This is a genomic window from Rhizobium sp. A22-96 (assembly GCF_053521805.1).
The window spans coordinates 427,002-439,908 of the sequence record NZ_JBNWDQ010000001.1; the positions used below are offsets into that span (position 1 = coordinate 427,002).

The following is a 12,907-nucleotide window of genomic DNA, read 5'->3' on the forward strand; positions in this document are numbered from 1 at the left end:
CTGTCTCCCTCGATTTCTACTGGCTTGCGCCGCGCCATTTTTGCTTCCGGCAAGATGCCAACGCTGCAGCCTTAGCCATTTTAGACAAACAATTCCGCTTATAGTCTATAAAAATAGTTTGTTATTTCTATCGCTCTTGCACCCTTCTTCTCTAGGTTCAAGCCATCGAACTCAGGAAGCCGCCGGACAACATGATCCGGCCAAAGGGACAAACATGAACCTCAAGACTCTGATCGCTGCGGCCGTCGTCGGTCTCGCCAGCATTTCGACGGCAGCCTCTGCCGCCGACAAGAAAGTCGTCGTCGGCTATCAGACGGACGCGCTGCCATCCTCCGTCGGTATCGCCAACGGCGATTTCGCCAAGGCAACCGGATACGAGATCGATTTCCGCAAGTTCAACTCCGGCGCGGAGATCTTTGCAGCCATCGCCTCTGGCGACGTCCAGATCGGTTATGTCGGCTCAAGCCCGTTTGCGGCCGCCGCATCGCGGGGTCTCGAGGTCAAGGCCTTCTATCTGTCGTCGATCTCGGGCATCGATGAAGCGCTTGTGGTGCGCAACGGCTCGGGCATCAACACGCTTGCCGATCTCAAGGGCAAGAAGCTTGCGGCAGCACCGGTCTCCACCGACCATTACCAGCTGCTCGCGCTCATCAAGTCTCTCGGCCTGACCGAAAAGGACGTGCAGGTCTTCGCCATCCCGCAGCCTGAAATCGTCGCCAGCTACAATCGCGGTGACATTGACGGCGGCTTCGTCTGGGATCCGGCGCTGACCGAACTCAAGAAGGGCGGCAAGGTGCTCGTGACTTCCAAGGATGTCGCCGACAAGGGCGCGCCGACCTTTTCCGCCTGGGTCGCGACCTCGAAATTCGCCGCAAGTGACCCGCAGTTCCTGAAGGCCTTCGCTTCGGTGATCAACAAGTACTACGCCTCCTTCGCAGCCGACAAGGCGGCATGGGGACCAGATAGCGACAACACCAAGGCCCTTGCCAAGCTTCTCGGTGGCACCGCGGATCAGCAGGCCGCAGCGCTCAAGAACCTGACCCTCCTGACACCCGACGTTCAGGCCTCCGCTGCCTGGCTCGGCGGTGGTGAGCAGTCCGGCGCCGCGAAGATTCTGAAGGACACAGCGACCTTCCTGAAGGGCCAGGGCAAAGTCTCCGAAGTCCTGCCAAGCTACAGCGCCTTTGTCACACCCGACGCGCTCGTCAGCGCCAGCAACTGATCCCCCAACACCGGAGCAGCCACCGCTGCTCCGGTGTCGAATTTCTGAGAGACGTCATGCTTCAAGTCGATCATGCCAGTGTATTTTTTGCAGCGCGCGACGGCAGCACCGTTCACGCGCTCGATCGCGTTTCGTTCAACATTCCCGAGCGCGGTATCGTCGTGGCGCTGGGAGCATCGGGCTGCGGCAAGTCCACACTGCTGAACGCGATCGCCGGCTTCCTGCCGCTTTCCGAGGGAACGATCACGCTCGATGGCCGACCTGTGTCCGGCCCCGGCGCTGACCGCGGTGTCGTCTTCCAGAAGGATTCACTGCTGCCGTGGAAATCAGTCGTCGACAACGTTGCCCTCGGTCTGCAGTTCGCTGGGCTGGGTCGCCGGGAACGGCGGGACCGCGCCCTCGAACTATTGCGGCTGGTGGGCCTGGCCGACTTTGCCGGTTCGATGACCTATGAACTGTCCGGCGGCATGCGTCAGCGCGTCGGCATTGCCCGCGCTCTTGCCACCGATCCCGACATACTGCTGATGGACGAGCCTTTCGGCGCGCTCGACAGCCTGACGCGCGAGCAGATGCAGGAGATGCTGATCTCGGTCTGGGCGCGAACCAACAAACGCATTTTCTTCATAACCCACTCGATCGAGGAAGCGCTGTTTCTCGGCACCGAGGTGCTGGTCATGTCGCCGCGACCGGGCCGCGTCGTCGCCCGTTTCGAGCTTGATTTCGTGCATCGTTTTGCCGCCAGCGGCGATAGCAAGTCGATCGTAGCCTCTCCCGAGTTCACCAATCTGCGGGAAGAAATTCGCACCATCCTCCACAAGGCAGACGATTTCAGGAGCGCGGCATGAGTGATATTACCCAGGCACGCCCGATCGTCGTCTCCCGCGAGGCGGGGCCGAAGCTCGTCGGCATGCCGAGCTTCGGCGTCGGCGGGAAGCCCACAATTGCCATTAGCGTCATCACCGCAATACTCTGTCTTGCGCTCTGGTGGCTGGTCGCGAAGCTCGGTCTGGTATCCCACCTTTTTCTGCCAAGACCTGATGAAGTATTGACGCAGATCGGCGTCGTCTACCGCGATGGCTATGCGGGCGCGTCGCTGTCCGAACACATCCTCGCAAGCGTGATCCGCATCATCACCGCTGCGACGATCGCGATTGTCATCGGCATTCCCGTCGGGTTGCTGATGGGCCTCAATCGCTGGGCGAAGGGAATTCTCGACACGCCGATCGAGTTCTATTGGCCTTTGCCTCCGCTGTCCTATCTGCCGCTGATGATCATCTGGCTTGGCATTGGCGAGACCTCGAAAATCACCCTCCTGGTGTTGGCCATGTTCGCGCCAATCTGCCTCTCGGCCCAGGCCGGTGTACGATCGCTTCCGCTCGAGCGTGTCAACGCCGCCCGTTCACTTGGAGCGAACCGGCTGCAGCTTTTCATCTCTATCGTGCTGCCCTCGGCCTTGCCGGAGATCCTGACCGGTGTCCGCATCGCCTTCGGCATCGGCTGGGGTACATTGGTCGCCGCCGAGCTGATTGCCTCGACCCGAGGTATCGGCTTCATGATTATGTCGGCATCGCAATTCCTCGCAACCGACGTCGTCTTCGTCGGTATTGGAATCATAGCAATCTGCGCCTTCGCCTTCACGGCGGCAATCCGCATTCTCGAGGCCATTCTCGTTCCATGGAAAGGCAAACTGTGAAGCCTCGATAGCAAGCGTATCGATCACGCCCGCATTCGGCGGGAATTTCCTATTCAATGCATTACAGGCCCCTGGACATGAGCAGCAGCGAGTTTCTTTGGTATATTCCCAACGACGTCAAATCCGGTCACCGTGGTGATTCTGCCGTCGAAAACCACAACAGCCTGGAAACGCTGACCAGCCATGCAAAGACCTTGGAGGATCACGGCTGGAAGGGAGCCTTGATCGGCACCGGCTGGGGCCGGCCCGATACATTCACCGTCGCCGCCGCTCTTACCGTCCGCACGACAAGCTTCGAACCATTGATCGCCATTCGCCCCGGCTATTGGCGCCCTGCACACTTCGCATCTGCAGCCGCCACTTTGGATCACCTGAGCGGCGGCCGCGTGCGCGTCAATATCGTATCGGGCAAAGACAATCTCTCGGCCTATGGCGACAGCGAGGGCGACCAGGCGCATCGCTACGCCCGCACCAAGGAATTCATGCGCCTGGTTCGCCGGCTGTGGACCGAAGAAAACGTCACCTATGAGGGCGAGCATTTCGGCGTTACCGATTCTACCGTGGCGCCACGGATACGACAGAACGGCGAGCGCCGGCATCCGAAACTCTATTTCGGCGGCGCTTCGGAAGCAGCCGAGCGGGTTTCCGCCACTGAGGCGGATGTCCAGCTTTTCTGGGGCGAGCCGCTTGACGGCGTCCGGCAGCGGATCGAGCACCTGAAGTCATTGAGCAAAACGCTCGATCGCGATCTTCCGCCGCTGGAATTCGGATTGCGGATTACCACGCTGGTGCGTGACACCACCGAACAGGCATGGGCCGACGCCGAGGCGAAGGTTGCAGAAATGGCGAAGATCAAAGGCGCCGGCTGGAATGATCATCTGCAATCCATCGCTGTCGGCCAGCGGCGGCTGCTGGATCTGAATGCACGCGGAGACGTGCTTGACGACAATCTCTACACCGCACCCGGCAAGTACGGCGGCGGCGGTGCCGGCACCACCTGGCTGGTGGGCTCCGCCGAAGATGTTGCCCGCTCGCTACGCAAATACCGGGATCTGGGCATCACGCATTTCGTCCTTTCGGATACTCCCTACCTCCTCGAGATCAAACGCCAAGGGGACCAACTCCTGCCCCTTTTACGCGACTGATCGGTTAAGCCGACGATAGCTATACCCACAGAACAACGACACCTCCCGGCTTTCCAAGCTGTGCCTCGTCAATTATGACAGTTTCATGACAATGAATGCATGGAGCTTTGATGCTAGGCTGGTTTCGTAAACTCATGCCGCGCGAGGATCGTTTTTTCGATCTCTTCGCGCAGCACTCGCGCACGATCGTCAGCGCGGCTGAAGCATTGAACGAGCTGCTGGGCGGCCGGGATATCGATGCGAAATGCCGGGAGATCGTCGAACTTGAAAATCAGGCTGACGATATCACCCGCGACGTACTGCTCGCGGTGCGGAGAAGCTTCATCACGCCATTCGACCGGGGCGACATCAAAGACCTGATCATGTCCATGGATGACGCCATCGACATGATGCACAAGACCGTGAAAACCATACGCCTGTTCGAACAGAAAAGCTTCGATCCCGGCATGCAGCAGATGGGCGCCGTCATCGTCAAGGCCGCCTATCTCGTCGCCGAGGCGGTGCCGCTCCTAGATCGCATTGGCGCCAATGTCACCAAGCTCGGCAATCTCACGGAAGAGATCGTCAAGGTGGAAGGCCAGGCAGACGCCTTGCACGAGCAGGGCCTGAAGGACCTGTTTCGCAATTACGGTGCCTCCAACGCCATGGCTTATATAATCGGCAGCGAGATATATGGCGAGTTGGAGAAAGTCGTCGATCGCTTCGAGGACGTCGCCAACGAGATCAACGGCATCGTGCTCGAGAGCGTCTGATGGAGGCCTCGCTCGCCTTTCCTCTGCTGGTGGGGATCATCGCCACCGCCTTGTTCTTCGATTTTCTGAACGGACTTCACGATGCGGCGAACTCCATCGCCACCATCGTATCGACCCGTGTCCTGAGGCCACAATATGCGGTGCTATGGGCCGCATTCTTCAACTTCATCGCCTTCCTGTTCTTCGGGCTGCATGTGGCGGAGACACTTGGTACCGGCATCATCGATCCGAGTATCGTCGACCCCTCCCTCATCTTCGCAGCGCTCCTCGGAGCGATTGTCTGGAACATCGTCACGTGGATATTTGGCATACCCTCCAGCTCGTCGCATGCGCTGGTCGGTGGCCTGATCGGCGCTGGCCTCGCCAAAGTCGGCGTCAGCTCGATTGTCTGGCTCGGCGTCTTCAAGACCGCCGGCGCAATCGTCATGTCGCCATTGATAGGATTTGTGCTGGCGCTGTTTCTGGTCCTCATCGTGACATGGCTGTTCGTCCGCCAGACACCCTTCGCCGTCGATAGAACATTCCGCATATTGCAGTTCTTTTCGGCGTCGCTCTATTCGTTGGGGCATGGCGGCAACGACGCGCAGAAGACCATGGGTATTATCGCAATTCTCTTGTATTCACAGGGATATAGCGGCGGCTCCTTCCATGTTCCGTTATGGGTGGTGCTTTCCTGTCAGACAGCCATGGCCCTCGGCACGCTGTTTGGCGGCTGGCGGATCGTTCACACGATGGGTTCGAAAATCACCCGCCTCAATCCGATGCAAGGTTTTTGCGCGGAGACGGGCGGCGCGCTGACGCTGTTTGCGGCCACATGGCTCGGCATTCCGGTTTCCACCACGCACACGATCACCGGCGCCATCATCGGTGTCGGCGCGGCGCGGCGCGTATCGGCGGTACGCTGGGGTCTCGCCGGCAATATTGTCATTGCCTGGGTCATCACCCTGCCCGCCGCCGCCATCATCTCGGCGCTCTCCTACTGGGGCATGCAGCTTTTCAGGTAATCAGCGAGCATGGCTTTCTAAACAACTGTAATAAAATAAGAAAGATCGCGGCCAACATGACCGCGATCTCCCGACTTTAAGCCTGCCGATTATTCAGCGAGCGCATTGCCCGAGCGAGATCAAAACTCTTCCCATGAGGATGCGGCGGCAGCCGATGCGCCGGAGCCTCCAAAGGCACCGGCAATCCTCGCCCGCAACGAACGAGCGGGCGAAGCGGCAGGGCTTGATTGCTCCGTGGCAGCCGCCGGTCGCGCCTGGTTGCTGCGACCAGCCTGCAGGGTGAATTGCCCGAGGAGGTCGTTCAAAGCCGACACCTCCTTGGCCAGGCTATAACTTGCAGCCGTGGACTCCTCGACCATCGCTGCGTTCTGCTGGGTCCCCTGGTCGATGGTGTTGACGGCGGTGTTGATCTCCTGCAGTCCGGTCGCCTGTTCGCGGGCAGCTTCGACGATCGCACGGACGTTGCCGTCGATCTCCTCGACCTCCTTGACGATCTGCTGGAGCGACTGCCCGGTTCTGGTGACGAGATCGACGCCGCTGTTGACCTGCTGACCCGATGTCGAGATGAGCGCCTTGATCTCCTTGGCCGCCTTGGCGGAGCGCTGCGCCAGTTCCCGCACTTCCTGGGCGACCACGGCAAAGCCCTTGCCGGCCTCTCCCGCGCGCGCCGCCTCTACCCCTGCATTGAGCGCAAGGAGGTTCGTCTGGAAGGCGATATCGTCGATGACACCGATGATGTTGCTGATCTCGCTCGACGACTTTGAAATGGCCTCCATGGCGGCAACCGCCTCGCGCATGACCTCGCCGGATTTCTCGGCGCCGACGCGAGCGCGGCCGACCAGTGAACTCGCTTCTTCCGCGCGCCGGGTCGAATCTTTGACCGTGGTGGTGATTTCCTCAAGTGCTGCGGCAGTCTCTTCAACGGAGGCTGCCTGTTGCTCGGTGCGCTTGGAGAGATCGTCGGCAGCAGAGCGGATCTGATTGGAGCCGGCGGCGATCGCCTGACCGCCCTGACCGACGGCCCGCAGCGTTTCCTCCAGCTTTTCCATCGATGCGTTGAAGTTTGCCCTCAGCTGGTCGAGATGAGCAACAAAAGGCCTTTCGATGCGATAAATCATGTTGCCGTTCGAAAGCTCGGCGAGGCCACCGGCCAAACCATCGACGGCAAATTGCGTATCCGCCGCATCCTTGGCCTTTTGGGCCTCGCGCTCCAAGCGTTCCTTTTCCGAAAGGCTCCGCCCGGTAGCAGCATCCTGCTCCAACCGGATACGCTCGATTGCGTTATCCCGGAAAATCGCGACGGCCGTGGCCATCTGGCCCACCTCATCCCGACGACCGATCCCCGCAATCTCTTCCTCGGTATTACCGTCAGCAAGAGACGCCATGCGGGCACGCAGCCGTTCGATCGGCGAGGCAATACCGCGAGCGGAAACCAGAATGGCAATGAGGATCGCTGCACCCAACAGGATACCAAGCGCAACGAGTGTATTGGTGATTGTCGACCCAGCCTGTTCGTCCAGCATATCGCTCTTGGCGTCGATATCCTTGTTGAAGGTATCGAGCCAAGCGCGGACCGCAAGAACCTCATCATCAATCAGCGGATCAGCCTGCTTCAGCAGCTTCAGCGATCCTTCATTGTCGTCCACTAGGCCGGCCTTCACCGCTTGATCCGTCAACGCGATGACTGCCTTGGCCTTCACGGTCAGTTTATCCACCGCATCCGTCTCGGCCGGCATCAGCTCTTTGACAGCGGCAAGGCGTTCGAGGAGCACTTTCTTGTTCTCCTCATAATCTCTGGAGAACTTGACCATTTCCTGGTCTTTCGAATTGTAGGCCAGGATTTGATAGGCATTGTAGCTCAGCGCGGTCACCCGTTGGCTGGCCCTCGACATCTCCACGGCCGCAGCTTCGTCCTTCGCTATGAAGTTCGAATAGGTGCTGACACTGTCTTTGTACTGACTTGATACGAAGAGGACACCCGAGATCCCGATCAGACAGATCGGAATCATGATGGAGAGTACTTTCGTCCTGATTTTAGCATTCTGGAGAAATGACATGATGGGGCTTGCTCTTCGTGAAGAGCTGACAAGCACTTGCACGCCGCAATGTGCGTACGCTTCGATGATTGCCTGCTTCGGGGTCGGGAGCACTGCAGAGAAGGAGCGTCCTGCTCACCGCCAATGGCGCTGCAAGGCTACAAAAACACAGCAATCTGACAAAATCATTAATACAATTAAATATTACATAAATTTAATTATAATGAAAATGTAATATTCAAGAGAGATACACAGCCGGTAATCAACAATTGTATTTTCAAACTATCCATTCAATCTTTACGTTGGCTTTTCTGGGCGATTAATACAAAATCTATACCCAAAGATGTCTTATTTACTTAAAACAACTCCAGCCTAAGTAAAAGCCTCCCATCTCTTGCCCGGCTGGATTTATTTCGCCCTCGCGCAGAGATCGGCGCATCGCTCAATCTTTTGCCTGATCCGACAGCCGCAAGCCAGGCCTCCCCGCCAGCTCGATATTAGCACCAACTTCCAATAATGGCGCCTTGACATAAATTTAGCCGAGGCTATGTTTTAAATAACGAGCTGGAGAAAGCCCCATGACAGACTCGATTGTCCGGCAGACATTGTCGGAACGTACAGATATGCAGATTCGCGAAGTTCTGGCCGGCCGACGCCGGGGCTTTGGATCCATCCTGCTCTTTGCCGGCCCGGCGGTCGTCGCCTCCATTGCCTACATGGATCCCGGAAATTTCGCGACGAACATCCAGGCCGGCTCCGGCTATGGCTATTCCCTGCTGTGGGTGGTGTTGGTGGCAAACCTCATCGCCATGCTCTTCCAGGCACTTTCGGCAAAGCTCGGCATTGTCACCGGCCGCAATCTAGCCGAGCTCTGCCGCGATCAGTTTTCGGCGCCCATTCGGCTTGCGATGTGGGTCGTCAGCGAAATTGCTGCGATGGCCACCGATCTCGCCGAATTCCTCGGCGGCGCAATCGGTCTCTCCCTGCTCTTCGGCATGCCGCTTATCGCCGGAATGGGCGTCACCGCGGTGGTGACATACGCTGTCCTCTTGATGGAAGGACGCGGCTTCCGGCCGATGGAACTGATCATCGGTGGCCTTGTTGCAATCATAAGTCTTTGCTATGTTTTGGAGATGTTCATCGCGCCGGTTGCCTGGGGACAGGCGGGGCTCGGGACGATCCTGCCGTCGATCCCGGACTCCACAGCACTGACAATCTCGGTCGGCATCATTGGCGCGACTGTCATGCCCCATGCCGTCTACCTGCATTCCGGCCTGACGCAGCACAGAGCCCCTGGACGCAACGACAATGAGCGGCGGAAACTGGTGTTCTTTTCCAATTGGGAATGCGTCATCGCCCTCGCCGTCGCCGGCGCCGTCAACATGGCGATGGTGATCATGGCCGCGGCCGCCTTCCATGCCGGTCACTCCGACGTTGCCGAGATCGAAACCGCCTATCATACCCTTACTCCTCTCCTCGGCGGCGCGGCAGCCAGCATTTTCCTGATCTCGCTGATGGCCTCCGGTATCTCTTCTTCGGCGGTCGGCACCATGGCTGGGCAGATGATCATGCAGGGCTTCGTCGGTTTCCGCATTCCAGTCTGGTTGCGCCGGCTGGTGACTATGCTGCCTGCTTTCGTCGTGGTGCTGTTGGGCGTCAACACCACCGAGGCGCTCGTCTACAGCCAGGTTATCCTTTCCTTCGCACTGCCGATTCCGATGATCGCGCTGGTTCTGTTCACCCGCAATCGCGCCATCATGGGCAATTTTGCCAACGGCCGGTTGACTGATATTGCTGCAATTGTCGGGACGATCATCATCCTGTGCCTGAATGCCATCCTGCTCCTGCAGACCTTCGGCATCCCGATCCCCGGGCTCAGCAACGGCTGACCCGGATCAGCCGCCGGGCTTTCATAACGGAGTTGAATTATTTATAGTCGAGGCTAAACATCATCACGCAACTCGTGATCTTATGAAGGTAAGCCGCCTTGACGAAACCACCCGCCGCCCCGGAAAGCCGTCTGGCTTCGACAGAAGTCGAGACGCATGTCGAGGCCTTTCAGAAAAGCCGCGATGATCGACGCACGGAGCTGATGGAAGACTACGTGGAGCTGATCGCCGATCTGATAGAACATGCCGGAGAGGCCCGCCAGACCGATATCGCACAGCGCCTGGGAGTAACCCAACCCACTGTCGCCAAGATGCTCAAGCGCCTGGCCGAAGAAAACCTGATCACCCAGCGGCCCTATCGCGGCGTCTTCCTGACGGAAGAAGGTCATCGCTTGGCCGTTGCGACACGCCGGCGTCATGAAGTCGTGGAGGCAGTTCTTTGCCGTCTTGGCGTCGATCCCGACACCGCGCGAAACGACGCGGAGGGCATCGAACACCATGTTAGCGAAAAGACGCTCGAAGCCTTCGAGCGCTTTCTGAAGACGTAATGGCCGAATAACAGAGTCAAAGAGCCATTTTTGGCACAGTTTTGGCGAGAATGATTTGAAAACTAGCCAGCAATAACTGTCTGTCTTGACCAATCAACCGGTATCAACGCAAGGTTTACAAATCTTCGCTAAGCAGCATTTAGCGAACCGCTGGTCTTTGTCGCGAACAGACTGATTTTTATTACCGGCGCAGGGAATCATGATGAACGCCCAGGATCTGAGCACCACCGTATTTGACATCGCCCCAGTCGCCATGTGGCTGGAAGACTTCAGCGGCGTTAGAGAACAGTTCGAGCTGTGGCGGAGCGAAGGTGTGACGGATCTGCGCTCCTTCCTGCTTGAGGATGAGCAACGCGTTGCGGCCTGCTCGCAAAAGATTCGGCTCCTCTCGGTCAACGCCAAGACCCTCGAATTGTTCGAGGCACAGTCCTTCGAAGCCCTGGTGGGCGGGCTTTCCAATGTTTTCCGTGGCGAGATGCTGCAAAGCCATGTGAATGAGCTGGTCGCGCTATGGGAGGGCAAGACCGAATTTTCCGGCACGGCGATCAACTATACGCTTGGCGGCCGCAGGCTGGACATACAGCTGCGCGGTATCGTGTTGCCGGGGCATGAGGCGTCGTGGAGCCAGTTACTGCTAACGACAGAAGACGTGACCGCACGCGAGGAAGCAAGGCGGCAGGAGGAGCGCCAGCGCCGCTATGCCGAAGGCATGTTCGAACATTCTCCGGTATCGCTGTGGGTCGAGGATTTCAGCCGCATCAAGATCCTGCTCGATGAAATCCGCAGCCGTGGCATCGTCGATTTTCAGGTATTCCTCGACGTCCATCCCGAGTTCGTCCAGCAATGCATGAGCGAGATCAGCGTGCTTGACGTCAACCAGGCGACACTTGACCTGTTCTGCGCGCCCGATCGGCAAACCCTGCACCAGCGAATCGGCGAAGTCTTTCGCGACGACATGGAGAAGCATTTTCGCGGGCAACTGGTGGAATTATGGAACGAGCGACTTTTCCATCAGCGCGAGGTGCTGAACTACGCCCTCGACGGCTCCGAACGCCATGTTCTCCTGCAGTTTTCCGTTTTCCCCGGCTACGAGCACGATTGGTCGCTGGTTCAGGTGGCGCTGACAGACATTACTGCCCGCAAGAAGGCTGAGGCCTATCTCGAATATCTCGGCAAGCACGACGTGCTCACCCGGCTCTACAATCGCGCTTTCTATATGGATGAGCTCAACAGGCTGGAGCGTAAATCGCTGCGGCCGGTCTCGGCCATCATTATCGATCTCAATGGCCTTAAAGCGGCCAATGACGAGAGCGGGCACGACGCTGGCGATTCTCTTCTGCGCCGCATGGGGGAAGTGCTGAACAGCGTGGTCTCTCAGCCAAATCATGCAGCCCGGATCGGTGGCGATGAATTTGCTGTCCTCATGCCCGGCGCCGATGAGATTGCGGCTACGGCCATGGTTGAAACGATCAACGAACTGTTGAAGATCAACAATCAGTTCTATTCCAGCTCCCCGCTCAGCACCGCAGTCGGCGTCGCGACGAGCCAGCAGGGAGAGACCATGGAGGCCATGGTCAAGCGTGCCGATTTAGGCATGTACGAACACAAGAAAGCCCATTATGCCGCGGCTACCGGTATCGGCCCGCATCAGGCAAAGCACGGCGCCTGATAACGGCGCGCCGCATTTCCTTCCCTTCGGCTGACCAAACAGCCCATCCCGGAATACCCCGTGACCAGGAACAAAAGCCGGGGCTCAACATTTGGCTTTCTGGAAAAAGATGGAGTTTTAAATGGAAGATCAAACGACCAACGTCGTCGTCGCCACTCGAAGCGCTCTCGACCAGGCATCCGCACTCGCAGTCCAATATGGCTTCTCTATCCTCGGTGCAGTCATTCTGTTGGTGGTCGGCTGGATTTTGGCCGGCGTCATCAGCCGCGCGGCCTATCGCGTCATCTCGCGCATCCGCGGCATTGACGAAACACTGGCCAGCTTCTTCCAGAATGTCCTGCATTACGGCCTGCTCGTCCTGGTGTTTATCACCGTCCTCGGACAATTCGGTGTCCAGACAGCCTCCATCATCGCTACCCTCGGCGCCGCCGGCCTCGCAGTCGGCCTGGCGCTACAGGGCACGCTTCAGAATATTGCCGCAGGCATCATGCTCTTGGTGCTCAGACCATTTCGAGTCGGCGAATATATAGAGACGACGAACGTCAAAGGCTTCATCAGAGATATCGGGCTGTTTGCAACGGAGATGAAGACGGAAGACGGTCTTTACCTCATGGCACCGAATTCCACACTCTGGAACACGCCCATCGTCAATCACAGCCGGGAGCCCGATCGCCGGCAGGAACTATCCATCGCCGTCGGCAATGATGTCGACATCGATATCGCTCGCAAAACCATTCTCGACGTCGTGAGGTCGGACCAGCGCGTGAAGAGCAAGCCTGCGCCGCTGGCCTATCTGGACGATCTTACGGCCGACCAGACCGTGGTGAAAATCCAATATTGGACGATTACCTCGGCCTGGACGGAAGCCCGGCACGAGATCATCTCAAAGCTGAAATCAAAGCTTGCCGAAGCCAATATTCCGATCAAGTAACAGTCTGGGCCGCGACTC

11 protein-coding genes are annotated in these 12,907 nt (G+C 58.3%); 10 read left to right on the top strand and 1 reads right to left on the bottom strand.

Annotated elements, in window-relative coordinates; all coding sequences use genetic code 11:
• Positions 1-214 precede the first annotated feature (214 nt).
• From tauA to ACQZ6F_RS01895, 6 genes are all read left to right on the top strand, one after another.
• Positions 215-1,222, top strand: coding sequence for a taurine ABC transporter substrate-binding protein (tauA, locus tag ACQZ6F_RS01870; RefSeq protein ID WP_267551705.1), 1,008 nt, complete (start codon positions 215-217; stop codon positions 1,220-1,222).
• 56 nt (positions 1,223-1,278) lie between these two features.
• Positions 1,279-2,067 carry a taurine ABC transporter ATP-binding protein gene (locus ACQZ6F_RS01875; RefSeq protein WP_449095786.1) on the top strand — a complete coding sequence of 263 codons (789 nt, stop codon included), beginning with the start codon at positions 1,279-1,281 and terminating at the stop codon, positions 2,065-2,067.
• On the top strand, positions 2,064-2,915 hold the full coding sequence (locus ACQZ6F_RS01880) for an ABC transporter permease subunit (protein ID WP_449095787.1): 852 nt from the start codon (positions 2,064-2,066) through the stop codon (positions 2,913-2,915). The genes ACQZ6F_RS01875 and ACQZ6F_RS01880 overlap by 4 nt, the downstream gene beginning before the upstream one ends.
• A 56-nt stretch (positions 2,916-2,971) precedes the next feature.
• On the top strand, positions 2,972-4,060 hold the full coding sequence (locus tag ACQZ6F_RS01885) for an LLM class flavin-dependent oxidoreductase (protein WP_449096322.1): 1,089 nt from the start codon (positions 2,972-2,974) through the stop codon (positions 4,058-4,060).
• A gap of 110 nt (positions 4,061-4,170) precedes the next feature.
• Positions 4,171-4,812, top strand: a complete 642-nt coding sequence (locus ACQZ6F_RS01890) for a DUF47 family protein (protein ID WP_077468114.1) — start codon at positions 4,171-4,173, stop codon at positions 4,810-4,812.
• Entirely contained in the window at positions 4,812-5,816 is a 1,005-nt protein-coding gene (locus tag ACQZ6F_RS01895; RefSeq protein ID WP_449095789.1) for an anion permease, read from the top strand. The genes ACQZ6F_RS01890 and ACQZ6F_RS01895 overlap by 1 nt, the downstream gene beginning before the upstream one ends.
• A 119-nt stretch (positions 5,817-5,935) precedes the next feature.
• Here the strand turns inward: ACQZ6F_RS01895 and ACQZ6F_RS01900 are convergent, their stop codons facing one another.
• On the bottom strand, positions 5,936-7,873 hold the full coding sequence (locus ACQZ6F_RS01900; protein ID WP_449095790.1) for a methyl-accepting chemotaxis protein: 1,938 nt from the start codon (positions 7,871-7,873) through the stop codon (positions 5,936-5,938).
• Between the two features lie 557 nt (positions 7,874-8,430).
• Between ACQZ6F_RS01900 and ACQZ6F_RS01905 the strand changes: the two genes are divergently transcribed.
• The 4 genes from ACQZ6F_RS01905 (at position 8,431) to ACQZ6F_RS01920 (ending at position 12,889) form a co-directional block, all read left to right on the top strand.
• Positions 8,431-9,741, top strand: a complete 1,311-nt coding sequence (locus tag ACQZ6F_RS01905) for an Nramp family divalent metal transporter (protein ID WP_077468111.1) — start codon at positions 8,431-8,433, stop codon at positions 9,739-9,741.
• Positions 9,742-9,839: 98 nt separating this feature from the next.
• On the top strand, positions 9,840-10,289 hold the full coding sequence (gene mntR, locus ACQZ6F_RS01910) for a manganese-binding transcriptional regulator MntR (protein ID WP_077468110.1): 450 nt from the start codon (positions 9,840-9,842) through the stop codon (positions 10,287-10,289).
• Positions 10,290-10,488: 199 nt separating this feature from the next.
• Entirely contained in the window at positions 10,489-11,958 is a 1,470-nt protein-coding gene (locus ACQZ6F_RS01915) for a diguanylate cyclase domain-containing protein (RefSeq protein WP_449092416.1), read from the top strand.
• 121 nt (positions 11,959-12,079) lie between these two features.
• Positions 12,080-12,889, top strand: coding sequence for a mechanosensitive ion channel family protein (locus ACQZ6F_RS01920; RefSeq protein ID WP_449092417.1), 810 nt, complete (start codon positions 12,080-12,082; stop codon positions 12,887-12,889).
• Positions 12,890-12,907 lie beyond the last annotated feature (18 nt).